This window comes from Exiguobacterium sp. s191 (assembly GCF_018618955.1).
GTDB classification, from domain to species: domain Bacteria; phylum Bacillota; class Bacilli; order Exiguobacteriales; family Exiguobacteriaceae; genus Exiguobacterium_A; species Exiguobacterium_A abrahamii.
Genome location: NZ_JACSNC010000001.1, coordinates 713,707 through 739,619, shown reverse-complemented (window position 1 = coordinate 739,619; position 25,913 = coordinate 713,707). Strand labels below are relative to the sequence as shown.

Here is a 25,913-nt window from a genome sequence, read left to right as displayed (position 1 = left end):
AGTGATTTTTTGTTTATGCTGACAAATGATTTTTACTGAAATCGTTTGTTACACGACCATTTTTGTTAAGATGATAGACAGGAAAAGATTTGGAAATGAAAATACGTAAACGAGGATTAACCATGACATATTTCATGTATTTATTTTGTTTGATCGTCTGGGGACTGAACTTCATTGCTGTCAAAATCCAAGGAACACCTGTCGCCTTGGAAGTATCCCTGACCTATCGATTAGCGATGACCGCTGTTCTTTTCATTCTATTCGCGTTATTCGTTAAACGAACGAACAAACCTACCGCGTCGGACATGCCTTTCATCGTCGTATTCGGTGTCTGTAACTTCGCTCTGAGTTACTTATGTCTCTATTACGCGACGATGTTAAGCTCTGCCGCCATCGTGACATTGATTTTCTCACTCAAGGTCATTCTGACACCAATCGCTCTGCGCTTGTTTTTAAAAGAGACCCTCCATGCGCGCGTTTGGATTGGCGGATGTTTTGGTATCATCGGCGTCGGTGTCCTGATTGTTCCGAGTCTAAGCAGCATCCATGGACTGACCGATTTAAAAGGTGTCTTGATTGCTCTAGTCGGCACGCTATTGACATCAGTAGGTGACGCCAGTTCAGCGCGGAACGCCAAGCAACGAATCAATCCGGTTCATGCCAATGCGATCGGATTCACTGTCGCGAGTTTAGTGATGGGCGCAATCGTCATGATTCAAGGAACACCGCTTACGCTCCCGACAACAGCTACCTATCTTTCTGCCTTACTGTATTTAACTGTGATTGCATCGTTTCTTGCCTGGCTGTTTTATTTGAAACTCGTCGAACGGATCGGTGGTGCGAAGAGCGGCTATATGGTAGCACTATTTCCGCTAATTGGCGGTGTTGCTTCCGTATTGATCGGTGAATCGACGCTATCTCTTCCTTTAATCATCGGGTGTCTATTTAGTTGCATCGGGGCTTCGATTGCTCTAGGGATTCGTCCGTTTCGGCAACGAAATAAAGTATTCAGCTAATGTCAATTCATGAACCGGAGTGATGAACGTGTCTTCTCAAATCAGATGTACGTATGATTTTTTAAATTCACCGAACGCTATTTCAAATGCTTCAGCAAAGGATATCCCCACGATTCCGTCGATTGAAGCGAATGTCAAAATCATCATTGATCATGCACTATATCTCGAAACATCGTTATCCATCTTCGAGTTTTATAAATCGTTGTATCGGTGGAAAAGATTGGTGACGCCTTCATTCATTCCTGCCTTTTCTTATTATTCGGTGGAGTTTGACCATGATGAAGAAGGGGCAATCGTATCGATGGTCCCCTCCACGAATCAAGGAAATATTCAATCGATTTGGGGCGATGAACGGATGAACACTGTTTTTCCTCTCGACACCTTAGTGACATGCTTGTCTGATTTAGAAAGGCAACTTCGATTCGATCTTGAAGCGTACTTCGACATTCAGCTGGATGCCTTCATCCGTCACATTCCCTATTCGTCACCAAAACTTTAATAGAATGAGGAGACTTCTATATGCTTGATTTATCTCAGTTCCAGATCGAGCTTGATATCAGGAAGCCAACACCCTATTTTCAGTCAACACCAGAACGCCGTAGCCGCTTTTTAATGGAAGACCTAAATGCTTCGCAGTTAAAAGAAATTCTTCAGACGATTTTTCAAGAAGACAGATCCATCCATCTTCTATTCGTTGCTGCGTACATTCATCGTTTTCGTCGTTATTCAGCAAAGGCACGAGTAGGCTCGTCGATCACGATTCGAAACTGGAAAGAGTATATCGTGGAAGATGAAGTAGCTCATAAAAGTGTCGTCTATGCGCATGTGAAAGATATAGAGCTCAATGAAATCATTTCCTATTGCACAAAAGTCTATCGAGGGCACACGCCAGCTTACATCGTCTTCTATGACTCAGTTTTTCTTTTGTATGTGTCGACGGATGTAGTGGATGTTATTGGCGATGCGACTGCGATTAAGTCACTCAAGGAAACATACGCGCAAATTTACGATAGCCTTCACGACAAGTACGTCAAGTAATATTCATAATAAGCCTAGATATGTAAACATAAGTATTTATAATTAATTTTTTTGAATATTAAGGTTCATATATTGAATAAATGGAATACTTAATCATGTTTTTAGCAGGAACTATCATCTATCCGGTATTTGAAAGATAATTAGGGTATTATATAACTAATACAAGTATTTTATTTACCACTTTCCAACATCAGTGATGCCTCGTTCATCTAAGAGAGGAAAGGAACCTTCCCATGATTTTCATTACGGACTTTTCTTCACCGATCGGGCAGCTCGTCAGCCAACGTATGCGCACGGAAGAACAGCCTTTTTGCATCGGGGTATCCGATCCACAAGCCGCTTCCGAATTATACGGAGAGCATTTTGACTTTCGTCGATTCAATGTCCAAGATGCCTCGACGTTCGTAGAGGCACTCGCAGGATGCGATCAAATCTTTCTCGAATTTCCTGCAAACGCGGACTTGGAAACATTCGAATATTTTATTCATTATCTCAGACAGACTGCCCTGCAACACATCGTCTACCTCTCAGCCAAAGACGCTCTATCCCTCCCGTTCACGCCACATCATCGTATTGAAGTCGTCATTCGCCAAACCGACACTCCCTACACGATCATTCGTCCTAGCTACTACATGCAGCATTTAAACATGTTCATGCGAGATATGTTACGAGATCATGCACACCTCTTCGCACCGGCAGGAATTGGTAAGACGTGCATGATTGATGCCCGTGACGTAGCGACCGTCGTGATGACGTGTCTTGAAAACCCAGCCACTCACTTCAATAAAATCTATACGATCAGCGGTGAAGCGGCTTACAATTTTTACGAAGTCGCCCGGCTTCTCGGAGAAGAACTTGAAACAGAGATCATGTATACGAACCCGTCGATTGATTTTTTCCGGTCCTTTATGATGCAACATGGATTGTCTTACGAAGAAACCAATGAAATCATCAAACTTCATGTGCCGATCTTATTAGGTCTAGCGGATGAGACGGATAACCACTTTCTAGAACTAATTGGTGAACGACCGATCACCCTTCGGCAATATATAAAAGACCATCTATCCGATTGGGTAAATGAAGAGGAGGGCAAAGCATATGATTACTCATGAACGAGCACTGTTCGTTCGTCAATGCATCGTCGATTATTATCACCGGCTCGGCATTCATTGTCAGGTGACGATATTCACAGAGTACCCATTGCAATTGTTGCTCGACTTCGACTCTCGAAGAGATGAACTGATTACGCCTCAACGGCGAAGCCTCTCCTGTCGGTACATTCGCGCACACCTCATTTCTGCTTTGATCACATTCGATGATTCCTACACGCATGTTTACATGACGAAAGCGCCCTTTTCCTCCATGACGCGATATTGTCTCTTGATTGTCTGAAATCATCGTCAGTCAAAAATGAAAGGAGATGCGATCGTGCGGTTGAAACGTGCTACGGAACACGGCTTGCTGACATTACTTTTTTTGGCACACACCTCAAAATCGATGACACGAAGAGGAGAATACGTAAAGACGAGAGATATTTCGCTTCAATGTAACATCTCGTACGAGCATCTTACGAAGATCATTTCAATTTTAGGAAGAGCAGGTCTTTTACGAACCCATGCTGGACGAGAAGGTGGTGTTCAACTCCTTCCATTGAGTCATACTGTCCGGGTCGGAGAAGTCGTCGCATTATTCGAACGTCCGCTTTTCCTGGGAACGCGTTATCAGGTACGTGCGTTAGATCAACTATTAGATGTTGCACTGATTTCGTTCTTTAATACGCTCAATCAAGTTACGATAAAGCAATTAGCGGACGATTTACCACCTCACTTTTTCTTAGACATATCATAATTTACTTCTCATCAAACAGCAGTTCAGTCAAGTGTACAGGAAGGACGTTACACATGACGATTTTAGTAACAGGATTCACAGGAAACGTTGGACTAGCCGTCGGTCATGCAATGATGAAGCGACATATTCCCTTTCATGCGGCTGTCATCGACCCAGCAGCTGCTTCAGAGAAATTCGGCAATGCTTTTCACTATCGTCACCTGGACTACGCCGATATCTCAACGTTTTCACAAGCGTTAAAAGGCGTCGATCAACTCTTTTTGATGTATCCGTCCCAAGTATCAACACGACAGTTCCATCTCTTTCTGCGCTATTTGCGCTTCACCTCAGTCCGGCACATTGTTTATCTCTCGTTCAAGGATGTTCCAGTCTTTCCGCTGACACCTCACCATACGATCGAAAAGATCATTCAAGAGACCGGTATCCCGTTTACAATCATCCGTCCCGGATACTACATGCAAAATTTGAATCTCTTCATGCGTGATGACATCCGTTTTCACGAGCAGATCGTTACGCCCGCTGGTCTTGGGAAGACAAGCATGATCGACATTCGGGATATCGCGACGTTCGTCATCCATTGCCTCGAACATCCTGCTCCCCATTTCAATCGTGTCTATACATTGCATGGCGAGGAAGTTTTCGGTTTCCATGAGATCGCAAGTCTGATGACGCTACTCTTAGGAAAGACGATTCGTTACACGAACCCTTCGATTCCATTCTTCCAAATGAAGATGGTCCAAAAAGGATATCCGAAAAGCTACGTCAATGAAGTCATCATGTTACACCTCCCGATTAGTCTCGGACTCACGAAACGAACGAACCGTCAATTCCGCGAAGTGACTGGCACCGAGCCGATTCCCCTGAGTCAATATATTCTCGATTATCAAGCCCACTGGGAGAAGCATTGATTCCTCCATTCTTCGTAAAAGGAACATGACTTCCTCAAAACCTAGTCGTCTCAAAGAGACACGTGTGCCTCATTCATAATCCCTTCATCCATTTGAAGGGATTTGATAGTTTATTGTGGAAAATGATTCTATATGAAGATTCTTTTGCATGATATATGACTTGATTGATTTTAATTTCCGATTTAACACTATTATTTATTCAATAAAGGAGGAGCTGGTATCCTTAAATTCATTTTGATTGGCTCACTACTTGCCGTGATTGCTTTTTTTATCTATTTTGAGCCATTTCGGATCGAACCCTATGACCCAAACGTCGAAGTAAACGGTAAAGCGATTCCAACTGTTCAAGGTTCTTATTGCTGGTCCAGTTTGTTCAGTGCTCAATGTGCGGACATGATCTATGTGGATGCTTTACACATGACTGAAAAAAGTAAACCCGTCATCGTCTCACCCTCTGACAAAATTCATCTCTCGTTTGATCGTAAACCCGATTCGCTCGAAGTCGTACGCTGGGATTCGAAAACGAAAAGTGAACAGGTTTCATTAAAAAACGACATTCTTATCGCACCGTCTGCTCAAGGTACGTATACCTATGAGGTCGTTGCCGGATGGAACGAACATGGTGACGGTCTATCCGCCTTTTTGATTCAAGTCCGATAAAACCAACCTCACTCAAACAGGAGATGAATAATAATGCGTAAAGGTTTTCGACTCTGGCTACCCTTGCTCTCACTTGTTGTCTGTCTGTTCAATGCCTTCGGCTACGACGACAAAAATATCTTGTTGTTTTTGACGAGCCCTGTTTTCTGGCTTCTTGAATCACGATCCTTTCTTGGAACATGGCTAGATTCCTTCCATGTCCCACTTTTTCTGATCTACATCCTGACCTTGATCAGTTGGTTCTTGATCGGGTTACTGATTGATGTCATTCTTTCTGTTTTGTTTAGAAGATCGTCTAGACGCATCCATGATTAACTGAGGAGGAAAATACATATGGGTCCAACCAATGACATGTGGGTGTGGGTATTATTCTATGCTTTCTTTTTCATCACACTTATCAGTGCAATTTTTGTCGCGATCAAGCATCCATCTTTGAGAAAAGCATCGATTCGAGCGATGTTAGCCATGCTTTTTCTGTGTGCATTATTCATTTGGAACTCCATGTACCGTCTTGACATTACAGAGTTCAGACATTTTTACGAAGGATTGACGACACTGCGACCGTGGGCATGGATGTGTGTCTTCTTATTCGCCTACACATTAAAGTGGTGGTATCTCGTATTTCTTCACACCCGTCGTCCGAGTCCCTCTTCACATGATATGCAGCACTGACTTACGTTTCCGAAAATCTTCGAAGGAGCTATCCGATATGAAATTACATCGATTCGCATCCGTCTTTTGTCTTTCGACCATCGTTTGGACGACAGCGGGTTGTTCCATGATGCAAGAACAAGCAACACCGCGTGTAGCACAAAAAAATGTCGCGTCACCTGAACAAGTAAACACTTCCTTGAAGAAAGCAACGACCGACTCCAAGAACCAACAAGCAATCGAATTAGAAAAGCAATCGGAGCGCGTCACGTTAGGTCAAACGAAAACGTACGACATCTCTTCCTTATTAAGCAAACACCGTGTCTCGATCGATCCACAGTATTCTTATCAAAACCAGATGTTTTACTTGGATCTACAAGAAAATAAGAGCACCATTTATACATACGATACGAAACGACAGCACAACAAAATCGTCCATGCGACGAAGCATGCAATCCCGATGGTGACGGGTACAGGTGCGTTTTTACTATGGGTCGAAACGGAACAACCGACGAAAACAGGTGTAAAATGGTCGATTCGTCAATTGAAGATTACGACGAATCAGGTGACGACGCTCGATACTGGAGAAAGTCGCTTTGATACATCTCCTCCAAAAATCGATGTCACGTCAACTCGGGTTTCCTGGATCACGCAAGAAGCGACTGCACAAAAAACGGTTTCCACGATCAAGTCGTATTCATTAAAAACCGGAAAGATCACACCACTCCAGTCTTTCATCTTAAAAACAGGAAAGGTACGAGACGGTCTATTCACATACGAGCACCGCGATAGCGATGACGGGGTGACTTTATACACGTCTCACTTTAACAACGGAAAGAACGTCCGTGTGCTTGAGACGCTGGATGGTGCCTACAAAAAAGAGATATCCGGATTGATTGATTTCAGTCGCAGCGGTACCTATCTCGCTCTTGGAACAGAAGGCGACGCCATATTCCACCCAATCGGATTGGACGAACAGACGCTGAACTATTCTGCTTCAAGTGCCCAGACGACGATCGACGACATTCAGTTCCTCTCAAATACACAAGTCATCTTCCGCGAAGGCATCCATCAGTTGATGTATGCGGACTTAAAAGCGAAGACCGTCGCTCCTTTAACGGACTTTGAAGAGCTGGTTTCCATTCCTCTGTACCATGACGGTGTACTGGCGTACAGCATCACGAATGGAACGAAAACGACGTACCATCTTGTAAACTTGAAAGCTTCAAATTACTAGACACGACAGTAAAAAAGCTTTTAAATCGTTTAAATCAATAAATATAAAACGATAACAAACTAAATGTAAGCCTAGATCAACTCAATTGGGAGAACTAGGCTTATTTTTAAGTTCTATATTTTTTTAATAGTAGCTATTTTTAAAATCCGAACGACATTAGAACATTACGTTAAATATAAATCCAATATATCCGATACTTATTTGAAAGCTATTTAAACATAAGGGAGGAAAAATCTTTGCGTACAACTATAAGTTATCCCTTCCTTCTGTCCATCGGAATTGGTTTATTGTTTTGGTATGGGAACCATTTTTTTGAAGGATCTGAATGGATGCGATTGGTTCTATTGAACACGGTCCAGTTGTTCGTCGGTATTTTAAGTACGAGTTGGATCATAAAAAGTTATCTTAAGAATGACTCCGCTAGACGTTTTTGGATGTTTTTAGGTCTTGGAGCTAGTTTTTCTACCCTTGGCACACTTGTTTGGATCATCTTACTTGTTACGAATAATGCCCTGGATACACCGGACTTATCATCCTTAACTTGGGTCTGCTCTTACTTTTTCTACTTTGCTGCCCTGTTAAATCAACTTTTGAATCAAACGAGAAAATTTTCAAACTCGGCATTCTTCTTTAATACAATGATTTATATGATAGCCGCGACTTCAATTAGTTATCATTACCTGCTTTATCCACTTTATCAGATTAATCAGCAGTCTTTATGGTACATCGCCCATACATTTCTTTTCCAAATTGCAGATTTAGGAATTCTTTTTTTTATCATCACGCTTTATTATTTAATTCTATTTAACAAACGCAATGCATATTTGACTTATCTCATCATCGGTTTATTTTTACAAGTCATCGGAGATATCACTTTTGCACAATTTACAATTAAAAATAGCTATATATCAGGTGGCAGTGTCGATTTGATTTGGTCTATCGCATTATTGTTTATCGGTTACACTGCTCGATATCATGAAAAAGAGCCAAGACAAGAAAGTATGATTGATCCATTTGCTCTTAATGTATCAACTAAAAAAGAATTTATCTTTCCTTATTCGAGCATCTTGATTCTCTCTATCCTAATGATGCAAAGTTATGCCTGGAATTTAAATGCCTTAAGTACAGGATGGATCATGATTTTTCTTCTTATCATTATTAGACAAGCTTTTACTGTCATGAAAAATAGTGAATTATTAGCTGAATTAAACCAAATTGCATATATCGATCCATTAACAAGCTTAGGTAATCGTGCATCTTTTTTACAAGACACCAAAAATACCCTTAAAGATGAACACACACCGCTTGCCTTCATATTGCTTCAAGTAGAACGGGTGCGAATGTACACAGATATTTTCGGGCATCATGTCGGTGAACAGATCATGAAAGAAGTATCTTTCCGTTTAAAACATGTACTGAAAGAGAATTTTAAAATGTATCGGTATAGTGAAGATGAGTTTATGATTGTGCTTCTGAAAACAGAAAGATCTAGTATCACTGTAATGAATGAAAAAATATTCATTCACCTTGCAGCTCCTATCTGTTTGAAGGAGCTAGAATTGAATATTGTAGCGCATGGTGGTGTCAGTGTATTTCCTGACCAAAGTTTGACTATCGAAGAAATACAGGCTCATACAGCTGAAGCTCTTTATCAAGCTAAACAGAATGGAAATTACGCATTTGTTTACTATGGAACTGAACTTCAATCCAACTTAGTACGAAAGCTTGAAATTGAATCCTATTTACGAAATGCGATACGTGAGCAACAATTAAGCGTCTACTATCAACCTAAAGTCAATCTTCGTTCTGGGAGAATCATTGGTATGGAAGCATTGCTCCGTTGGCATCATCCAAAGTTCGGATGGATTTCACCAGCTGAGTTCATTCCAATCGCTGAAGAAGCAGGTCTTATCAATGAAATCGGAGAGTGGGTCCTATTTACTGCGACTTACCAAAGTAAACAACTTCAGCATTTAGGATTCGAACCTTTGCTTCTATCGGTCAACGTTTCTGTTCTTCAATTCCAAAGTCCAAACTTCTGCCAGCGTGTCAGCGAGATTCTCGAGGAGACATCTCTTGACTCGCAGTGGCTCGAGCTTGAGATTACAGAGAGCATTGTTCAAAACATCAAAGAGAGCGTTTCGATTTTGCAATGTTTGAAGACCTCGCAGATTAAAACATCCATCGATGACTTCGGAACAGGGTATTCGTCCTTGAATGTGCTCGAGCAACTTCCGATAGATACATTGAAAATCGATAAGTCGTTCATTGATCGCCTGACTTCTAATCAGAATTCTCCTATGGTCAAGACGATCATTGAGCTTGGTTTGAATCTGAATTTAAACGTCGTTGCGGAAGGTATAGAAACGATTGAGCAAAAAAAGATTCTCACTTCCTACGGTTGTACGATTGGTCAAGGCTATCTATTTTCACGTCCAATCGATTTTGACGCATTCGTTACATTACTTCAAACACAAGATGTATTGAAGACCACACCTCTCTAAAAATTTTAAAGTGCATGATGTAGATGACGTTTGATCGTTTATGTCATGCACTTTATGATTGCGATTTATTTTTATACCTTTCTCTTAAGGAATACTTTTAAGATGCTCTGTCTGATTAATCAGTATAGACCTGTTTTATAAACAAATTCTGTTCAAAAAATAAGCTCATTGTATACTAAGTGAATATGATAAGAAGGAGTAAAAGAATAGCATGTTTAAACAACCTAAAAGCTTTATCCTAATCATTCTACTCTATGCTTTAGGCTATTATGGATGGATTTTTACTTTTTCTGATTCTCCCTCTCTTGAAGCACTAGGGGGAAATATCTTTTCGATTTCAGGATTGTTGATTGCCCTTCTCTATTTAAAGATTGCTATCAAATGGGCTGATTCAAACGATCGTAAGTTTTGGTTACTTATCGCTTTCGGCACCTTTTGGTATTTAATCGCCGAATTGATTTGGTTTTTCACAGAAAGTATTTTCCACAAAAATGTGGCGTTTCCAGGATGGCCAGACGTGTTTTACATTCTTCAAGTGCTGTTCCTACTTTACGCTCTGACATACAAAATTTTAAAGGATGCAGCAATACAGCAACGCATTTCATTTTTATTCGATGTCTTGATCATTTTAGTCGTTGCGAGTACGTTTTCTTGGCACTTTTTGATCGAACCTATTCTGGATACGAGCATGGCAACCATCAATGCTCTCATTGTCTCTCTCATCTATCCTTTGGGAGACTTGGGTATGTTAGTCGCCGCTTCCTTTTTATTTTTTAATCTTACGCGTAAGGATAAAAGTTTATCCATGTATCTCATTATTGCAGCCGTCACGATACAAGCAATCGCTGACTCTGTTTACTTGTATTTGATTGCCCAAGACACGTACATCTCAGGTAGTTTAATTGACCCCTTGTTCATCATAGCAATGATTCTTTTAGCTTATGCGGGTCTTCAACATCAGCCAAATACTATAAGTACAAAGTCAGCGACTCAACCCGAAAAGTTAAATATTTTTCAAATGCTAACGCCTTATGGAGGAGTCTTGATTCTGTTCGTCTTCATGGGTTTTCACTCCCGTAGTTTCGATATCGTGACAGTTGGTTCAGGACTTTCCATTTTACTCGTCATCACCCGACAAGTCTTAATTATTATCGAGAATCATAAATTAGTCCGTCGCTACTACGATCAAGCACAAACGCTTGAATTAAGCGAAGAACGATATAAATCCTTGTTTGAATACCATCCAGATCCAGTGTATTCAACTGATCTTAAAGGTCAATTCGATAGTGCGAATACTGCCTGTAGCAATCTTTTAGGTGTCTCTAAAATCGAATTGATGGGTCAAAATAGCCTTCGATACGTCAAAGATACACACCGGATGACAGTCTCAAAAGAATTGAAAGAAGTATTTAAAGGTATGCCACGAAGCTATGAAACCGTGGTTGAAAATACACTTGGTTCCAGTACGTATATGAACATCACCAATGTTCCAATCATCGTCCAAAACGAAATTGTAGGAATCTTTGGTATCGGTAAGGATGTGACTGAAATGAAACGAAATGAACAACGTATTCAATACCTTGCCTATCATGATGCACTGACCGGACTGTTTAATCGTCTTGCATTCGAGGAACGACTTTCAACGCTTATCACATCTGATTCACCTCATCCTACATCAAATGTGTCGCTATTTTTCATGGATTTAAATCAATTCAAAACGGTCAACGATACACTTGGACACGATGTCGGTGATCAATTATTGAAATCTGTTGCGAAAAGACTACAATCATTTGAAATGGATTTTGACATGATGGCGCGACAAGGCGGCGATGAATTTACATTACTTTTAAAGGACGTTAGATCATACGAACAACTTCATCGTATGGCAAATCAGTTGTTGAGCACGTTACAAGCACCTTATGAGATTGCCAATCATACGATTTCTTGCCCGCCAAGCATCGGTATCTCCTGCTATCCGACGGATGCCTTGAGTATGCTCGAGATGCTCCAACATGCGGATATCGCCATGTATCGTGCGAAAGACATTCCATCAGGAAGCTACGTTCTTTATGACGAACTTCAACATATGCCGAGTTAAAAAATTATTAGTCTTGGATATAGACTCTTTAGAATATGAAACCAGCACCTGATTATTTATCAGATGCTGGTTTTTATTAATTGATATTATATTTAATAAAAATAGTGGTTCGCTAATTCATCTTAAAATGTAAGAAGTATACAGTTATGAATGTAAACATTCGTCAATTGTCTCATCAGGAAAATCCTCCGATGAATTTTTTGCTAGTGGCAGAACCCTCATATAAGATAGTCAAACGTCTAGATTTCGAATAATCGGTGTCGATACGAACTACTTCTTGAGGTACTACAAAAAGGAAATCATTGAAAACGGAATCCGGTGCACGGATATGATCCGATTATCTCAAAACCTATGAAAATTCAGCATCCTTTTTTGAAAAGCATGATCTTATCGTTTGTACCAGAATCCATCTATAAAACTCCATTCAAACTCTTTGAACAATCATGATTGATGCCTTGATAAACGATTCACCTCAAATAATATTGCAAAAAATGTATTCACACCCCATAATATGAACATACGTTCTTATTATAAGGAGGTCCATCATGCAGCACCTTCAAAAAGAAATGACTCATCCGGTATCGTTACCCACTATGAATCCGCTTATTTGTCTCTCCATCGATTCATCCATTATTCTTCACAATGATACTTCCGTTACTATGACTTATAAAATGGACGTCATGTTATTCATCGCTTTACGGGAAAGATTATCCTTAAAACTGCTTCCTCCCCATCATTCCGGTGGCATTACAGAACTTGTCTACATAGAAGAAGTCGACTTCGAGAGTCGACAGTTGACGCTATTTCATGTGAACGATTCGTCATTGTCCTATCATCGCTACGTCGAAAACGATTACTTACTCTCCGAACAGCCTCAACTATTACTTAGCATAATGTGAGTTGAAACAAAATGATGACGTCAAAAAAGGTTGAATCCATTTCGATGTGTGAAGGGATTCAACCTTTTTTCGTGCTTCTCGGCAACAATGCTATTCCATTTAACGATACGAACGTTCAATCACAAAGTTTGTCTTATCCCCACGGAAGTAGGATCGTGAATACTCAATGATCTGACCTTCCTGATCCTCTGTCACCGTCTCGATATAAAAACACGGCGCATTGACCGGACATTTCAGATGACTACTGATGGCTTCATCCGCTAAGACGATTTCGAGTGACTCCGTCGTTTTCGCCACTTGGATATCGAAGACCTTCGATAGCGTATCAAACAACGAATGTTCTGCTTGTTCCTTCGTAATTCCTGGAGCAATCGACCAGGGGATGAATGAGATCTCATATTGTGTCGGTTCACCGTCGGCATGACGAATCCGTTCAATCTTCTGGATGGGCGCTTGCTCTTCTACAGGAAAGACTTCCGTTAGGACGTCGGTCGCAGAGACGACGGATAATTGAATCAACGACACCTCGCCCCGCTTACCTTGCACCGCTAACTGAGCGGCGTAATTGTTCGGTGTATGCGACAAGGTCTGCCGAACTTTTTTACCGGCGACGAACGTCCCACGTCCTTGCTGTCGAATCAGATACCCTTCAAGCGTCAACTGGTTCAATGCCCCCCGAACGGTCGTCCGACTAACATCGAACTCTTCACAAAGTACATACTCCGTCGGGAATTTTTTCCCTTCTTCGTAATAGCCTCTCTTGATTCGCGACAGTAACTCTTCCTTGATTGCCGTCTGTAACGTCGATTGCGACATACCCCCACCTCTTCCTCTAATCCTTTGTGCCTTTATTGTGATACAGACATCATACAAATGCAAATACAAATCATAATTTGTTTTATTTGTATTTTTATATTGCTCTAAGTTGTATTATTTGTTACATTTGTTACAACAAAAAGAAATCGCTTTCATAAGGAGGAATTCACAACATGCCACTCAAGGTCGTCATCATCGGTGGAGGCTCCAGCTATACACCGGAAATCATCGAAGGATTCATTCTGCGTCACCACTCCTTTCCGGTCGATGAGGTCGTGCTCGTCGATATCGAAGACGGAAAAGAAAAGCTCGAAACCGTTGGGAAACTCGCACAACGGATGATTGACAAGTCTAACGTGAAGATCGCACTTCGTTGGACACTCGATCGAAGAGAAGCGCTCCGTGGAGCCGACTTCGTCTCGACGCAAATCCGAGTCGGTGGTCTTGCGGCCCGTGCGCTTGACGAGCGCATCCCACTGAAGCATGGCTTCATCGGTCAAGAGACGAATGGCGCTGGCGGTATGTTCAAGGCGTTTCGGACGATTCCCGTCTTACTAGAGCTCGCTGACGAGATGGCGGAACTCTGTCCAGATGCCTGGTTAATTAATTTCACCAATCCTGCAGGAATCGTGACCGAAGCACTATTGAAACATTCCAAGCATCAGAAGGTGATTGGTGTCTGTAACATCCCGTTCAACATGCGGAACTCCGTCGCTGAAATCCTGCACGCCCCCGTCGAGCACGTCTCGATCGAATTCATCGGATTGAATCACTTCATCTTCGGTCGACAAGTCTTGGTGAATGGTGTGGACCGGACGGCAGACGTTCTTGCTGCATTGCGTCAAGGGAATGACTACTCACCAGCGAATATCGTCGGACTCGGCTGGTCGGAGTCGTTCCTGAATTCAATTAAAATGTTGCCGAACCCGTACCATCAGTATTATTTCCAAACGCGTGACGTGCTCGCTAAAGATTTACAGGCTTACGAAGAGAACGGGACACGCGCTGAAGTCGTCCAAAAAGTCGAGCGCCGACTGTTCGAGCAATACCGAGACGTATCGCTCGATGTAAAACCGAAGGAGCTTGAGCAACGCGGTGGAGCCTACTACTCGGATGCAGCGTGTAATTTAATGGACTCGCTCTATAACGACCGTGGTGATATCCAAACCGTCAATACGCTGAATCAAGGAACGATCCGTGACTTACCGGAAGATGCGGTCATCGAGGTCAACGCCGTCATCACAAAAGCCGGACCGCGACCTCTGTCGATCGGTAGCTTACCACTCCACGTGCGTGGACTGATCACGAACTTAAAGACATTCGAGCAACTGACGATTCAAGCCGCCATCTCCGGGAAGTATGAGGATGCTTATCTCGCTGCCCTGATGAACCCATTGATCCAAGACGAAAAACGGATCGACGCTTTACTTGAAGAGCTGTTTCGCGCGCATCACCCGTACTTACCCCAATTCCAACTTAAGGAGGTTCTCTCATGAACAAGTTCATTGAAATCGCCGGACGGATCGGTTCCCAGCGCCATCTCGTCGCCATCCGTGACGGGTTCGTCTCCGTCATGCCGCTCATCATCGTCGGTTCGCTCGCGATCCTGATCAATAACTTCCCTGCCATCCAGCTCGGCAGCTGGTCGCTCGACTTCGTCGGCTCGATGAACAACGCTTTTGGTGAAGGCAGTTGGCAACGGCTCGGCGGAAACATCTGGAATGCCTCCTTCGCGATCCTCGGCTTACTAGTCGCTTTCTCGATTGCCTATAACTTGGCACGGTCCTACGATATCGACGGTCTTGCCGCTGGTATCCTGTCGATCGCATCTTACGTCATGCTTGTTCCAGTCACGAAAGACTGGGGACTTAGCTTCGCTTGGCTCGGCGCACAAGGTTTATTCGTCGCCATCATCGTCTCGCTCCTCGTGACGGAAGCGTTCCGCCTTCTCATCCATACGAAACTGACGATCCGGATGCCGGAGGGGGTGCCCGGTGGTGTCACCCGATCGTTCCAAGCATTGATTCCTTCGATGATCATCTTGACGGTCGTTGCTGCGATCCAGTTGTTCATTCAAATAAAACTCGAACTCAGCATCTTCGAAGTCATCTTCAAGGCAATCCAACAGCCACTTCAAGGTTTCGGTGATTCGCTTGCCGCTGGTCTGATCATCGCTTTGTTGAACCATGTCCTCTGGTTCTTCGGTCTACACGGCACGAACATCATCGGGTCGGTCATCGAGCCAATCTACCTGCCGCTGATTGAACAAAACTTAGCTGCCTTCCAAGCTGGCGCTTCCGCTTATGATGTCCCGTATACGGTAACGAAACCGTTCCTCGATGCGTTCGTCTTCATGGGTGGCTCTGGTACGACGTTGTCACTTCTACTCGCCATCTTCATCGTCGTAAGGAAACAACGCAATCATCCCTATCATCAAGTCGCTAAGCTATCCGCTCCAGCCGGGCTGTTCAACATCAACGAACCGGTCATCTTTGGTATGCCGATCGTGCTCAACCCGGTCATGTTGATTCCATTCATTCTCGCACCGGTCGTCTTGACGGTCGTCTCATATGTTGCATTATCAACCGGAATGGTTCCAAAGACGGTCGCTATCGTACCATGGACGACACCACCAATCATCAGCGGGTACCTTGTCACCGGTGGTAGCATCCGCGGTGTCCTGCTTCAGGTGTTCAACTTGACGCTCGCGACACTCATTTACATCCCGTTCGTCGTAGCAGGAGCACGCGCCATGACTGCCGAAATCAATCGAAATAAAGACAGCATCCACGAAGGAGAGAAAATCAGTTGAAGACAGAATCAATCCAACAATTATCGTTCATGATCATCTTACATGCCGGAAATGCACGATCAAGTGCGTTTGAGGCGATCGCCGCTGCCAAACGCAGCGACGCTGCGCTCGTAAAAGAAAAGCTGGAAGAAGCTGAAACCTCGTTTCTTGAAGCACACAAACTTCAAACGGAACTTTTGCAAGAAGAAGCACGAGGAACGAGCAACGAGATGAGTGTCCTACTCGTCCACGCTCAAGATCATCTGATGACGGCGATGACGGTCAAGGAACTGGCGACCGAGATGATCGACATGATCACGAAAATCAATCGACTGGAGGAAGCGAAATGAATATCTTACTCGTCTGCTCAGCAGGCATGTCCACTTCAATCTTAGTAGAAAAAATGCGGACGGAAGCCGTAGCACGAGGGCTTGACGCAACGATCGAAGCAGTACCCGAATCGCGACTAAAGGAACATACGACGATGGACGTCATCTTGATCGGTCCGCAAGTCCGCTACCTCGAGAACAAAATCCGTACAGCAGTTAACGTGCCGGTTGCTGTGATTGACAACATGGCATACGGGTTGATGAATGGCGATCAAGTGCTTGATCAAGCACTCTCGCTGACTGGTACGGCACATGCCTAAGACGCGTGTAATCGTCAATGCTGATGATTTCGGTTTGACGACGGGTATTAACCAAGGCATCATCGAGAGTCATCTTTACGGTCCCGTCAATTCGACGACGCTGATGATGAACGGACATGCGGTCGAAGAAGCTGTTCGACTTTCTCAGCAACACTCGGACCTGCATGTCGGCGTACATCTCGTGCTCTCTTGGGGAAAACCGCTCGCGTCGACAAGTCAGTCGTTAACAAAGGAGGACGGGACGTTTCGTTTCACGAGTCGCTTTTTGAAGGAAGAGCCACCGGATCCTGAAGACGTCTACCTGGAATGGAAAGCCCAGATTGAAGCTTTTCTTGCTACCAGGCTGTCGCTGCACCACTTAGACAGTCACCATCATATCCACGGCTGGTCCGCGATCGACTCCGTCATCTTCAAGCTCGCTAGCGAATATCAAACGACGTTCCGTGCTGCGGGGAACGAGAAGCACCGGGATTTCTGGCTGACGAATCGCTTCGATGAGCGGTTTTATGGAGAGGGCGTTTCGTTTGCGACACTTGATTCAATCTCACCCGGTTCATCCGTTGAGGTCATGGTGCACCCTGCCAACATGGATGCGCTACTTCCAAGCGTCACATCTTATGTGAATCAGCGACTCGTCGAGAAAGATCTTTTAACGAGATATACTCCACCGGATTGGTGGACATGAAAAAACATCCCTACTGCCTTGATGAACCGAGGAGTAGGGATGTTGTCATTTTCTTTATGAATCGTTGTAATAAGAAATTGCGATTTTTTTAGAATTAATTTTACATATATAAAATTAAAGTACAAAATGATTGTTGCTTTCACACTACGCATTATTTGGTGTAATGCGAAATTGAGTCTCAGAAAGTATATCTTCCGTATAATCAATCGCAGTTAACTGAGTGAGGTCTGTTAAGACGATATCAATTAATGGTCCCTCGACTTTATAGTTGTTTTCTTGAAGCCATTCTTGTAGAAATGAATATAATTTACGAAATCGTTCCTTCCCTGCCATACCTCTACTCACAATACAAGCATAACTACCACTAGGCAAAGTCGCATTCTGAGACGGGGATGTCATGGAAGGAAGAAGCACGCCTACCTCTAAATCGATTTCTGGAAGATGTCTTTCGAAGTGAGAAAATTCTTCATTTAGTTGGATATGATGATGCTGTAACACGAGCGATGTAACGGGTAGATCCTCAAACGAATTTTCTTTGAGTAACTGTAGAAACGCGTCTTGATAGATATCAATTCCACCTCTGTCGAAAATCTTTCGCTTCGATAGAATAGGTCGTTCATCAAAATGTTTCACTACTATTTCCCAACTATCCTTTTTCGTGATTGTTGACGAAATTAATTCCTTTTCTATAGATTCGATTCGGCGATGCACTTCCTTCTCAGTCTGAAGAAGTGCCAACCGCTTTAACTTAATTTCTTGTTTCTTCTTATCTAACAATCCAAGTTGAAGATTCATATCTCTTTCGTTTAAAAAAAGTTGAACTTCTTCAAGAGAAAAATTCATCCTGCGCAGATGCTGGACGATTTTCATATGTGTGATGTCGTGTTGTGTGTAATATCGATACTTACTATGTGGATCGATTTGACGCGAACGGCTCAGACCAATCTGATCATAATATCGTAGTGTCGATGCAGGTATGCCACTTTGTTTTGCTGCCTCTCCAATTTTAAATAAACTCAAGTTATCTCTCCTTTCAAAATATATTTTATAGAAAGCTTGACCTTAAAGTTACTTGAAGGTTGATAATCAATCAGTGTCATCACAATATTGATTGAAGGAGAACTGAACTATGAAGTCAAGAAGGAAACGTACTCTTTTATTTTTATCTCTAATCGTAATTGGGAGTCTTTTCGTCCATCTTACCCGCCCGTTCGTACAAAACGAAACGGATAATGAAAATATTTCACTTCAAAGTAAAACAGATACTGAACAGTTGAAGATAAGTCTTCAACAGCAGATGAAACGCAATGAGGCGGACGCATTATATGCAATTCAGGATACCCAACAAGTGGCATCCATCGGCTCTTCGAACGAATTGTATAATGTTGCTTCTATTCGTAAAAGCATCATCAGTGCACTATTTGGGATTGCAGAGGAAAAAAGGTTAGTAGACTTGGATATGACATTGGGACAACTCTCTGTCGATGATTCCAAGCAACCCTTAACGAAACAAGAGAAGTCCGCAACAATTCGGGACTTATTACAAGCACGATCAGGTATCTACTTAAACGCATTGGGTGAATCACAACGAATGAAAGATTTACGTCCAAAACGTGAAAGTCATACTCCAGGAAGTTTTTATTACTATAACAATTGGGATTTTAACATGTTGGGTCTTATTCTTGAGAAAGAGACGAAAATGAAAATCGGAGATGCTTTTGAACAATGGATCGCCAAGCCTGTTGGCATGAAAACATTCAGCCCTTCTCATGTCACTTATGAAAAGAATGAAGAAACATCCATTCCGATGTATCGATTTTATATGTCTGCCGAAAACCTTGCCCGATTTGGTGCGCTTTATGCCCAAGATGGTAAGTGGAAAGGACGATCCGTTATTCCAATCAAGTGGGTTGAGGAGAGTACAATGGCTTACTCTAAGATTTCGGACGTCGATCGTTTTTCAGGATATGGATATCTTTGGTGGTTAGAATCAAATGCTAAAAATCCTCTGTTATGGGGAGTAGGATCAGGCGGACAGTTTTTAATCGTTGATCGGAAGAATAATTTATCTATCGCTTTATTGAATGACACTGGAACTTCGCCATTATTAACTCTCACTTATCGTTGGTTCGGACAGGAATCGACATATGCTGAGGCAAGGGCGATTCATCGACTATTAATAAAGTAGAATGTAGGAAACATGAAAAATCCCTGCTCTATTGACAAAACGAGGAGTGGGGATGTTGTCATCTATTCCTAAAATTTTATGATGAAAATCCAGGGTTCTAATTGGAATTAATTTTACAGACATCTTACTTAATGGCATAATAATGGTAACCCTTTCATAAGGAGGAGATACTTTTGAAAAAACAGCTTGCTTTTGCCGGTTCTTTTGCGCTCTCAGCTATCACGATCGTCATCATTCTTAAATTAGTTGGAGTCGATCTTTAAAACAATCACTCAAATGATGTAGATTTTCAAATTAATGATTCAATCGCTGTTATGATGTATCGTCTTCCGATCATCTGTAACAGCTTTTCTAGGTTTAATGCTATGGAACGATCGGAAGTGATGAATTGAAAAAAGTCGGAATGAACGTTTTAATTGTCTCACTCCTATTAGGAGGACTGCTGTTTTATTTAGACGTCCGATACGATGAACGATTCGAGCAGCACGTCAGCACAAAAGTTGAGACCTATGTCGAGAAAAAATACGGTCCAGCTCATGTCGTCTCACTCCACTCTGCTTATGACGACAAACACCGCGATAAGGAAAAACGCTATCAAATTGCCGTGAAAGTACAGGGGCAAGGACTTCAAAAAGAAGAATATTTCCTGTATCGTCTTCAAGATGATCACGTCGTTGAGATGGGCACAACGACTAGTTTGCCAAAGCGAGACTAAATCACGTGATGATTTCTTATTTCACACTACATATTAGCAAAGGTCAGAAGATTCTTTTTTACTCGAAATCAAGTGACCTTTTCGTTTAACCTTTTTAAGGCTCAGAAATACCGTAAGCTAGTAATAGCAAATAGGACATCATACAGAACATAATAAGATGGATACCAACGAATAGCCATCTAAGTACTCGATGCTTCGTTTTGTACCCTGTGTATACGCCGACTAACGGAACGATAAACAGAAGCAGGATATAGAGAGTTCCAAACCCTTTCAGACTGACTCCGCTCTTCATCAAGAAAAATAAGAAACAAAAACAGATGAATGCAGATAACGAAAGAATACTGTAACGATTCATATGCCCTCCTCCACTACAAATACAGCTTAGCGTCTTACCGTCTGAAGATTAAAGTATGTCGAGAGCGGCACAATCCGCCCCTGTTCATGCCAGTTCCGATATGCTTCGAAAACGCGTAAGACGTCCCCGTCATATCGTTCCTCGATGAGATGGTGGATTGCGAGAAAGCTCCGCCAATAATCAAACATGATACTCGACAGACTACCAGTATAGGAGGCACTCCCAAATTGATCAATCGAGCGCGCTCCATACTCCTCCTGAAAGAGCTCGACCAGCTCTGTCTCAATTGTCGTAATTCGCTTGAATGCTTCGTCCGACAACAGGTGCTTCCGGGGTAGATACTCACACATTCCCTCTTCGAACCAGATTCCGTCTTCTCTCTCATCGTCGAATTCATCAACGAACAAATCCAAGTGATGCGTCAGTTCATGACCAGCTATCGTCAAGACGTGATCTTCCGCAAGCGTTTCGTAGAATGCTCGAATATGTGGTACGTCCTTTCCGTCGAGTTGAGACAAAAATAACGTCCGCCATTCTGCAACGTCTGGTGATATGTAAATCAAGTCCTTGTTCGTAAATGCCGGAATCGGAATGTCCGAGAAGACGGTCGTCGCGAGTTCCGCTGACGTCCAAACGATTCCTTTCGGCACGTCGATCAGTTTATACGTCTCTTGTAAGATTGTTTGATACTCGTCTAACCGTGCTTGAAAGCGATGCGTGACCGCTTCGTATTTCTCATAGTCCGTTTTTGTCTCAAACGCATGAATCTGTTTCATCATCGCTATATCCCCCTATTCTTAAAATAGCCTATTTTATTTTAACATATATTGGATAACCATAAAAAAACCACCTGAATCAGGTGGTTCGATGAATCATTCGTTTGCTACTAACACGACGACGTTACCGAACTTTTGCCCGGTATCGACATAACGATGCGCTTCGACGATCTCATCAAGTGAATAGATATGGTCGATGACGGCTTTGAATCGTCCCGCTTCAAACAGTTCATTTAAATAGTGTAGATCTTCTTTCCGTTCTCTCGCCACACCTTGTCCCGCGACGGATGCAAAGGCGCCATTTTGTTTGACGTGCCGTTTCGCTTGCGTCTTATTGATTTTTCCGGACGCATCGAAGACGGCATCGTACTTCAGCAACAATCCATCGTAACCGTCCTTTGTATAATCGATTACGTGATCGGCACCGAGTGCTTTGACCCGCTCCGCGTTTCGTCCACTACAGATAGCCGTCACCTGCAGCCCTTTTGCTTTGGCGATTTGAACGGCAGCCGTTCCGACAGCGCCCGACGCACCGTAAATCAAGATTGTCTTCATCTGATCGATTTGGAGTTTCCGGAAGAAATGGAGCGACGTCGTACCACCGAACGGGAGACAGACCGCTTCCGTGTACGATGCGTGCTGCGGCATTTTTGCAATGCAACGTTTCTCAGACACGCACGCATATTCGGCGTATCCACCGAAGCCAAATCCGGTCAAGGCATGGACACGGTCTCCGACTTGAAACTGCTTGACGTCTCGACCGACTTCGACGACTTCACCGGCAAGAACAACGCCAAGAATTGGTTGTCTCGGTCGCTTAAAGCCAACAGCTAGGCGCATCGGAAGCTTCCCCAACAGCGGAACATCGAGCGAACGCATGCGACGATCTCCGGAATGGACGGCAGATGCATGTACTTTAATCAGTAGATCGTTTGATTTTGGAACCGGGCGTGGTACCTCTGTGATGTGCAAGACGTCAGGGGATCCGTAGCGGGTACAGATGGCTGCCTTCATCGTATTTCCTCCTCTGATCGAGATGATGGTATTCCCTTAATCATACGCCGATTTCGATCCGAATTCCTGTTGTTTTGGAGTAAGAAAGTTTTTTTAATTCGCATCAATCAGTATCACAACTGGTAAAATTTATATAATAATAAGATTTCATTTAACCCTATTAACTGACGAAAGTAGGTGCCTGGTTCATGCCGACACGTCGGTGGCTTTTCGCTTTTATTCTATTCCTTAGTATGCCGCTTAGTGCCTGTACACACGAGAACGATACACGTATCGTCGAGAAAGTTACAGGGGATACGTTATTCGTCGCTCCAAGTGAACAACATCCAGACGAGCAGTATGCATTAACAGAAATTCGCGTCACAACGGACACGATCGTGTATGGCAAAACGGATAACACGGCTGCCATTCAAACCGGTGATACGATTCAAGTGACGTTTGCAAAGAACTCGATTGTCGCGACCGAGATCCGTCGAACGAAAAACTAAGAAAGAGGGGTTCTCCATGATAGTCCAAGTACTTCGCCATCTACGCAATATTTTCATGATTACCACTGCGATTTTTGGTTCATCCTATTTTTTTCAAAAGAATATCGGTAATGATCTCATTGGTTTCCTGTTCATCGGAATCATAGGTGCGATTGGTTTTTTCTTTACACTCGGACTTCTCTGGTATCTCAAACGAAAAGAAACGCCCGGTTTTTAATACATTTGTCAAAGGAGACACAATCATGATGGCACGTACGAAAAAATTACACCTTCTTCAGTTGAAAGTACTCTTCGCGCTTCTGATCACGCTTTCGATGATTGGTACTATTTTCGCACCTCATTCTGTCGACGCGGCGACAAAGGAATATACGTCGTACAAAAAACTAAAACTCGGTATGACCGCGACAGACGTCGCAAAATCGCTCTACGGAAAATCATATAAGAAATACATAAAGAAAGAACATGGCGTCACGACACTCAATCACAAGGTAGTATTGAGTGAGATCAAAGACGACTATGCTTTATACGCTTTCTCATTTTATCCGTACGATGAAAAAAACGATCATTGGTCTTTACAGCGCATGCATCTGATCTTCAAAACGAAACAAAAAGGTCACACGTTATATCTTGTGCAAAAGGAATACACCCCTAAAACGCCTTCGAAAAAACGACTCTTGCCAGGAAAGAAATTTAAACCAGGCATGACGATAGCAGAATTCGATCATATTCTTTCGGGCAAAGGGCTAGGTGTCATGACGGCTCACCGCACAGAAGATTACTCTAAGATTGGAAAAGCCTATGATGACAGTACAGTCGTGTATCCAGAAAAACAGACATCGCTCTTTTACTCGTATCGGAATCAAACGGGTGATGATTGGATGATCGTTGAATTTAAATATGATTTCGATCAAAAAAAATATATCGCTCAAAAATAACGAGTATTCATCTTCAGATGAATACTTTTTTACTTTTAATTGAAATTGATTAAATCTTTTTACAGAAATATTCGTAAAAATCTGTATACACGAAAGGAGCTCGACACACATGTATGATTTGTTATTGGACGTTGGTATTTGTCTCGTTGGATATTGGTTCTACTATGTCTTCTTACTCGGATTCAAAAAAGGAAATATCGTCATGACGTTTAACGAGCGGTTCATCCATCATGAAGACCATATTCAAGCTGTTAAGCGAAGATTAAAGGATGACGGTCGCCACTTCGAGTATCTTGGAGATCGAAAATTCATCGTCGATGGAAAACCGTACCTGTTCATGGAACGGACGGTTCCAGGGGACTTTGGTCCTCTGCAACAGACGATTCTAAAAGGTCAACGTAAAGCGTTCTAACCAAAACACCGCTCCTTCTGTCAATGACAGAGGGAGCGGTGCTTATTTGATTAAGCATTATTCAGGTGTATGTGCATACAATTCATCCATGACGCGTCGAATCGCGGGCAATGAATGCTCTAAATCAATCCAGGTTTTAAAATAATACTCGAAAAAGACACCTTGGTTCCGCATCCGTTCTAATGTATTAATCGGATCTCCTTCGGTGACCCAATCTAGGTTCTCAAAATTTGTATAACTATCCGTACACGATACGTCCTCCTCGTGAATGCCTGACTCTAAATAATCATTCGAACAGGTCTCATTTTGTACATCGATTTGTCGATAAAAATCACGAATTCCTTCCTTTGGACGATTGATATGGTAGGACTTACCCGTTTGATAACTCTCCTGGTAGTACCATTCCCACAAGATGACCCATTTCCAGACCAACCCATCGATTAGATAATGGCCGATTGCCCGGTCCATCCGGCAAAAGTTAAATCGAAACGTCCGTTTACCAAAGTTTGTCTTCAGATCAAGGACGACTTTGATATCATTGGTTTCCAGCGGATGACCGAAAAATAAGATGCCATGCTCGAATCCTTGTGCAAACTCCTCGATTGACTGGCGTCTGCCGGCTTTATCCTCAAAACTGACTGTAATCGAATCGAACTGAACGATTGATTGCTCCATCTTTTTCCCCACCTTGTATATGTATTCAAAAAAGTGAGCCTCGAGCGAGACTCACTTTTATTCGTCATGACGAGACGACTTCTCCACCCGTCAAATCAATATGTCCTTCTCCCCACGCGCACATCGCGTCAAGAATCGGCTTCAGCGACCAGCCGTACTCGGATAACGAGTAGACGACTTTCGGTGGGACTTGTTCAAAGACGGTCCGGATGATGACGCCGTCTTCTTCTAACTCGCGCAATTGTTGCGTCAGCATTTTTTGCGTGATCGTCGGCATTAGCTTGCGGAGCTCACTCGTCCGACGCTCGCCTTTAATCAAATGACACATGATGACGACCTTCCACTTTCCACCGATGACTTCAAGTGTTGCTTCGACCGGGATATTGTATGGCATATATGTTCCATCCTTTCGTGATTCCGTTAAGGGAATAGGTACTTTTTAGTGCCTATCGTACTTGAAAGTGCGTACTTCCCAAGCAGATTAACTGGCTATATGATAGCAATTGTCAACGGAAAGTACAACCTCCTTTTAGACCTTGTATCTCAAAGAAGGAG

31 protein-coding genes are annotated in these 25,913 nt (G+C 42.9%); 25 read left to right on the top strand and 6 right to left on the bottom strand.

The features are described 5' to 3' along the window. Positions 1-122 precede the first annotated feature (122 nt). The 14 genes from KNQ09_RS03850 (at position 123) to KNQ09_RS03785 (ending at position 12,859) form a co-directional block, all read left to right on the top strand. On the top strand, positions 123-1,016 hold the full coding sequence (locus KNQ09_RS03850; RefSeq protein ID WP_214857492.1) for a DMT family transporter: 894 nt from the start codon (positions 123-125) through the stop codon (positions 1,014-1,016). A gap of 28 nt (positions 1,017-1,044) precedes the next feature. After that, complete coding sequence (locus tag KNQ09_RS03845; RefSeq protein WP_214857491.1) at positions 1,045-1,515, top strand: DUF7878 domain-containing protein; 471 nt, start codon at positions 1,045-1,047, stop codon at positions 1,513-1,515. Between the two features lie 20 nt (positions 1,516-1,535). Next, positions 1,536-2,054: a hypothetical protein gene (locus tag KNQ09_RS03840; RefSeq protein ID WP_214857490.1), complete on the top strand. Its 519-nt coding sequence runs from the start codon at positions 1,536-1,538 to the stop codon at positions 2,052-2,054. 233 nt (positions 2,055-2,287) lie between these two features. After that, positions 2,288-3,166, top strand: a complete 879-nt coding sequence (locus tag KNQ09_RS03835) for an NmrA family NAD(P)-binding protein (RefSeq protein ID WP_214857488.1) — start codon at positions 2,288-2,290, stop codon at positions 3,164-3,166. Next, positions 3,153-3,446 carry a hypothetical protein gene (locus tag KNQ09_RS03830; RefSeq protein WP_023468121.1) on the top strand — a complete coding sequence of 98 codons (294 nt, stop codon included), beginning with the start codon at positions 3,153-3,155 and terminating at the stop codon, positions 3,444-3,446. Before KNQ09_RS03835 ends, KNQ09_RS03830 begins: the two co-directional genes overlap by 14 nt. 36 nt (positions 3,447-3,482) lie before the next feature. Further along, positions 3,483-3,902, top strand: a complete 420-nt coding sequence (locus tag KNQ09_RS03825; RefSeq protein ID WP_214857487.1) for an RrF2 family transcriptional regulator — start codon at positions 3,483-3,485, stop codon at positions 3,900-3,902. A gap of 53 nt (positions 3,903-3,955) precedes the next feature. Further along, the gene (locus tag KNQ09_RS03820) at positions 3,956-4,810 is read left to right on the top strand and encodes an NmrA family NAD(P)-binding protein (RefSeq protein ID WP_050677785.1); all 855 of its coding nucleotides are present in this window, start codon (positions 3,956-3,958) and stop codon (positions 4,808-4,810) included. Between the two features lie 234 nt (positions 4,811-5,044). Further along, positions 5,045-5,470: a hypothetical protein gene (locus KNQ09_RS03815; RefSeq protein WP_251138088.1), complete on the top strand. Its 426-nt coding sequence runs from the start codon at positions 5,045-5,047 to the stop codon at positions 5,468-5,470. A gap of 33 nt (positions 5,471-5,503) precedes the next feature. Further along, positions 5,504-5,785: a hypothetical protein gene (locus KNQ09_RS03810; protein ID WP_064299968.1), complete on the top strand. Its 282-nt coding sequence runs from the start codon at positions 5,504-5,506 to the stop codon at positions 5,783-5,785. 18 nt (positions 5,786-5,803) lie between these two features. Beyond that, positions 5,804-6,142, top strand: coding sequence for a hypothetical protein (locus KNQ09_RS03805; protein WP_064299969.1), 339 nt, complete (start codon positions 5,804-5,806; stop codon positions 6,140-6,142). 37 nt (positions 6,143-6,179) lie between these two features. Further along, positions 6,180-7,358 (top strand): hypothetical protein, encoded by a 1,179-nt coding sequence (locus KNQ09_RS03800; RefSeq protein ID WP_064299970.1) that lies wholly within the window; start codon positions 6,180-6,182, stop codon positions 7,356-7,358. Positions 7,359-7,594: 236 nt separating this feature from the next. After that, positions 7,595-9,862: a putative bifunctional diguanylate cyclase/phosphodiesterase gene (locus KNQ09_RS03795; protein WP_214857486.1), complete on the top strand. Its 2,268-nt coding sequence runs from the start codon at positions 7,595-7,597 to the stop codon at positions 9,860-9,862. 211 nt (positions 9,863-10,073) lie between these two features. Beyond that, the gene (locus tag KNQ09_RS03790) at positions 10,074-11,960 is read left to right on the top strand and encodes a DUF4084 domain-containing protein (protein ID WP_214857485.1); all 1,887 of its coding nucleotides are present in this window, start codon (positions 10,074-10,076) and stop codon (positions 11,958-11,960) included. A 659-nt stretch (positions 11,961-12,619) separates the two neighbouring features. Then, a complete protein-coding gene (locus tag KNQ09_RS03785) occupies positions 12,620-12,859 on the top strand; it encodes a hypothetical protein (protein ID WP_156357189.1) in 240 nt (79 codons plus the stop codon). Between the two features lie 99 nt (positions 12,860-12,958). Here the strand turns inward: KNQ09_RS03785 and KNQ09_RS03780 are convergent, their stop codons facing one another. Beyond that, positions 12,959-13,675, bottom strand: coding sequence for a GntR family transcriptional regulator (locus KNQ09_RS03780; RefSeq protein WP_058713528.1), 717 nt, complete (start codon positions 13,673-13,675; stop codon positions 12,959-12,961). A gap of 173 nt (positions 13,676-13,848) precedes the next feature. Between KNQ09_RS03780 and KNQ09_RS03775 the strand changes: the two genes are divergently transcribed. The 5 genes from KNQ09_RS03775 to KNQ09_RS03755 are packed head-to-tail and all read left to right on the top strand — an operon-like array spanning position 13,849 to position 17,800. Continuing rightward, complete coding sequence (locus KNQ09_RS03775; RefSeq protein WP_214857484.1) at positions 13,849-15,171, top strand: 6-phospho-beta-glucosidase; 1,323 nt, start codon at positions 13,849-13,851, stop codon at positions 15,169-15,171. Further along, on the top strand, positions 15,168-16,487 hold the full coding sequence (gene celB, locus KNQ09_RS03770; protein WP_058713530.1) for a PTS cellobiose transporter subunit IIC: 1,320 nt from the start codon (positions 15,168-15,170) through the stop codon (positions 16,485-16,487). The genes KNQ09_RS03775 and celB overlap by 4 nt, the downstream gene beginning before the upstream one ends. Positions 16,488-16,516: 29 nt before the next feature. Next, positions 16,517-16,816 carry a PTS sugar transporter subunit IIA gene (locus KNQ09_RS03765; protein ID WP_214724268.1) on the top strand — a complete coding sequence of 100 codons (300 nt, stop codon included), beginning with the start codon at positions 16,517-16,519 and terminating at the stop codon, positions 16,814-16,816. Next, positions 16,813-17,115 carry a PTS sugar transporter subunit IIB gene (locus KNQ09_RS03760; RefSeq protein WP_214857483.1) on the top strand — a complete coding sequence of 101 codons (303 nt, stop codon included), beginning with the start codon at positions 16,813-16,815 and terminating at the stop codon, positions 17,113-17,115. The genes KNQ09_RS03765 and KNQ09_RS03760 overlap by 4 nt, the downstream gene beginning before the upstream one ends. Continuing rightward, positions 17,108-17,800 (top strand): ChbG/HpnK family deacetylase, encoded by a 693-nt coding sequence (locus KNQ09_RS03755; protein WP_214857482.1) that lies wholly within the window; start codon positions 17,108-17,110, stop codon positions 17,798-17,800. The genes KNQ09_RS03760 and KNQ09_RS03755 overlap by 8 nt, the downstream gene beginning before the upstream one ends. Positions 17,801-17,944: 144 nt before the next feature. Here KNQ09_RS03755 and KNQ09_RS03750 read toward each other — a convergent pair whose 3' ends face one another. Further along, positions 17,945-18,820 (bottom strand): MerR family transcriptional regulator, encoded by an 876-nt coding sequence (locus KNQ09_RS03750; RefSeq protein ID WP_214857480.1) that lies wholly within the window; start codon positions 18,818-18,820, stop codon positions 17,945-17,947. A 109-nt stretch (positions 18,821-18,929) separates the two neighbouring features. Between KNQ09_RS03750 and KNQ09_RS03745 the strand changes: the two genes are divergently transcribed. Next, complete coding sequence (locus tag KNQ09_RS03745) at positions 18,930-19,988, top strand: serine hydrolase domain-containing protein (RefSeq protein ID WP_214857479.1); 1,059 nt, start codon at positions 18,930-18,932, stop codon at positions 19,986-19,988. A gap of 403 nt (positions 19,989-20,391) precedes the next feature. Beyond that, positions 20,392-20,703 carry a hypothetical protein gene (locus KNQ09_RS03740; protein WP_214857478.1) on the top strand — a complete coding sequence of 104 codons (312 nt, stop codon included), beginning with the start codon at positions 20,392-20,394 and terminating at the stop codon, positions 20,701-20,703. A 381-nt stretch (positions 20,704-21,084) separates the two neighbouring features. Here the strand turns inward: KNQ09_RS03740 and KNQ09_RS03735 are convergent, their stop codons facing one another. Together KNQ09_RS03735 and KNQ09_RS03730 are read right to left on the bottom strand one after the other, a co-directional pair. Beyond that, a complete protein-coding gene (locus tag KNQ09_RS03735; RefSeq protein ID WP_074668468.1) occupies positions 21,085-21,837 on the bottom strand; it encodes a collagenase in 753 nt (250 codons plus the stop codon). A gap of 93 nt (positions 21,838-21,930) precedes the next feature. Further along, on the bottom strand, positions 21,931-22,848 hold the full coding sequence (locus KNQ09_RS03730; protein WP_214857477.1) for an NAD(P)-dependent alcohol dehydrogenase: 918 nt from the start codon (positions 22,846-22,848) through the stop codon (positions 21,931-21,933). 188 nt (positions 22,849-23,036) lie between these two features. On the opposite strand from KNQ09_RS03730, the gene KNQ09_RS03725 reads away from it, so the two are divergent. The 4 genes from KNQ09_RS03725 (at position 23,037) to KNQ09_RS03710 (ending at position 24,683) form a co-directional block, all read left to right on the top strand. Then, positions 23,037-23,336, top strand: coding sequence for a hypothetical protein (locus KNQ09_RS03725; RefSeq protein ID WP_214857476.1), 300 nt, complete (start codon positions 23,037-23,039; stop codon positions 23,334-23,336). Between the two features lie 16 nt (positions 23,337-23,352). Further along, positions 23,353-23,553, top strand: coding sequence for a hypothetical protein (locus KNQ09_RS03720; protein WP_214857475.1), 201 nt, complete (start codon positions 23,353-23,355; stop codon positions 23,551-23,553). A 25-nt stretch (positions 23,554-23,578) separates the two neighbouring features. Beyond that, on the top strand, positions 23,579-24,271 hold the full coding sequence (locus KNQ09_RS03715) for a hypothetical protein (RefSeq protein WP_214857473.1): 693 nt from the start codon (positions 23,579-23,581) through the stop codon (positions 24,269-24,271). Positions 24,272-24,380: 109 nt separating this feature from the next. Beyond that, complete coding sequence (locus KNQ09_RS03710) at positions 24,381-24,683, top strand: hypothetical protein (protein ID WP_214857471.1); 303 nt, start codon at positions 24,381-24,383, stop codon at positions 24,681-24,683. A gap of 57 nt (positions 24,684-24,740) precedes the next feature. Here KNQ09_RS03710 and KNQ09_RS03705 read toward each other — a convergent pair whose 3' ends face one another. Both KNQ09_RS03705 and KNQ09_RS03700 read right to left on the bottom strand, forming a co-directional pair. Further along, positions 24,741-25,358: a hypothetical protein gene (locus KNQ09_RS03705; protein ID WP_214857469.1), complete on the bottom strand. Its 618-nt coding sequence runs from the start codon at positions 25,356-25,358 to the stop codon at positions 24,741-24,743. A gap of 64 nt (positions 25,359-25,422) precedes the next feature. Next, positions 25,423-25,752, bottom strand: a complete 330-nt coding sequence (locus KNQ09_RS03700; protein WP_023468096.1) for a winged helix-turn-helix transcriptional regulator — start codon at positions 25,750-25,752, stop codon at positions 25,423-25,425. Positions 25,753-25,913 lie beyond the last annotated feature (161 nt).

Excerpts from the sequence above, each read along its gene's own strand:
- KNQ09_RS03810 (WP_064299968.1), top strand. The coding sequence starts at position 5,504 with ATGCGTAAAGGTTTTCGACTCTGGCTACCCTTGCTCTCACTTGTTGTC.
- KNQ09_RS03700 (WP_023468096.1), bottom strand. The coding sequence starts at position 25,752 with ATGCCATACAATATCCCGGTCGAAGCAACACTTGAAGTCATCGGTGGA.
- KNQ09_RS03850 (WP_214857492.1), top strand. The coding sequence starts at position 123 with ATGACATATTTCATGTATTTATTTTGTTTGATCGTCTGGGGACTGAAC.
- KNQ09_RS03740 (WP_214857478.1), top strand. The coding sequence starts at position 20,392 with ATGAACGTTTTAATTGTCTCACTCCTATTAGGAGGACTGCTGTTTTAT.
- KNQ09_RS03715 (WP_214857473.1), top strand. The coding sequence starts at position 23,579 with ATGATGGCACGTACGAAAAAATTACACCTTCTTCAGTTGAAAGTACTC.
- KNQ09_RS03780 (WP_058713528.1), bottom strand. The coding sequence starts at position 13,675 with ATGTCGCAATCGACGTTACAGACGGCAATCAAGGAAGAGTTACTGTCG.
- KNQ09_RS03775 (WP_214857484.1), top strand. The coding sequence starts at position 13,849 with ATGCCACTCAAGGTCGTCATCATCGGTGGAGGCTCCAGCTATACACCG.
- KNQ09_RS03785 (WP_156357189.1), top strand. The coding sequence starts at position 12,620 with ATGACTTATAAAATGGACGTCATGTTATTCATCGCTTTACGGGAAAGA.
- KNQ09_RS03790 (WP_214857485.1), top strand. The coding sequence starts at position 10,074 with ATGTTTAAACAACCTAAAAGCTTTATCCTAATCATTCTACTCTATGCT.
- KNQ09_RS03835 (WP_214857488.1), top strand. The coding sequence starts at position 2,288 with ATGATTTTCATTACGGACTTTTCTTCACCGATCGGGCAGCTCGTCAGC.
- KNQ09_RS03765 (WP_214724268.1), top strand. The coding sequence starts at position 16,517 with ATGATCATCTTACATGCCGGAAATGCACGATCAAGTGCGTTTGAGGCG.
- KNQ09_RS03710 (WP_214857471.1), top strand. The coding sequence starts at position 24,381 with ATGTATGATTTGTTATTGGACGTTGGTATTTGTCTCGTTGGATATTGG.
- KNQ09_RS03755 (WP_214857482.1), top strand. The coding sequence starts at position 17,108 with ATGCCTAAGACGCGTGTAATCGTCAATGCTGATGATTTCGGTTTGACG.
- KNQ09_RS03800 (WP_064299970.1), top strand. The coding sequence starts at position 6,180 with ATGAAATTACATCGATTCGCATCCGTCTTTTGTCTTTCGACCATCGTT.
- KNQ09_RS03705 (WP_214857469.1), bottom strand. The coding sequence starts at position 25,358 with ATGGAGCAATCAATCGTTCAGTTCGATTCGATTACAGTCAGTTTTGAG.
- KNQ09_RS03830 (WP_023468121.1), top strand. The coding sequence starts at position 3,153 with ATGATTACTCATGAACGAGCACTGTTCGTTCGTCAATGCATCGTCGAT.
- KNQ09_RS03725 (WP_214857476.1), top strand. The coding sequence starts at position 23,037 with ATGCCGACACGTCGGTGGCTTTTCGCTTTTATTCTATTCCTTAGTATG.
- KNQ09_RS03805 (WP_064299969.1), top strand. The coding sequence starts at position 5,804 with ATGGGTCCAACCAATGACATGTGGGTGTGGGTATTATTCTATGCTTTC.
- KNQ09_RS03730 (WP_214857477.1), bottom strand. The coding sequence starts at position 22,848 with ATGAAGGCAGCCATCTGTACCCGCTACGGATCCCCTGACGTCTTGCAC.
- KNQ09_RS03735 (WP_074668468.1), bottom strand. The coding sequence starts at position 21,837 with ATGATGAAACAGATTCATGCGTTTGAGACAAAAACGGACTATGAGAAA.
- KNQ09_RS03760 (WP_214857483.1), top strand. The coding sequence starts at position 16,813 with ATGAATATCTTACTCGTCTGCTCAGCAGGCATGTCCACTTCAATCTTA.
- KNQ09_RS03720 (WP_214857475.1), top strand. The coding sequence starts at position 23,353 with ATGATAGTCCAAGTACTTCGCCATCTACGCAATATTTTCATGATTACC.
- KNQ09_RS03840 (WP_214857490.1), top strand. The coding sequence starts at position 1,536 with ATGCTTGATTTATCTCAGTTCCAGATCGAGCTTGATATCAGGAAGCCA.
- KNQ09_RS03745 (WP_214857479.1), top strand. The coding sequence starts at position 18,930 with ATGAAGTCAAGAAGGAAACGTACTCTTTTATTTTTATCTCTAATCGTA.
- KNQ09_RS03820 (WP_050677785.1), top strand. The coding sequence starts at position 3,956 with ATGACGATTTTAGTAACAGGATTCACAGGAAACGTTGGACTAGCCGTC.
- celB (WP_058713530.1), top strand. The coding sequence starts at position 15,168 with ATGAACAAGTTCATTGAAATCGCCGGACGGATCGGTTCCCAGCGCCAT.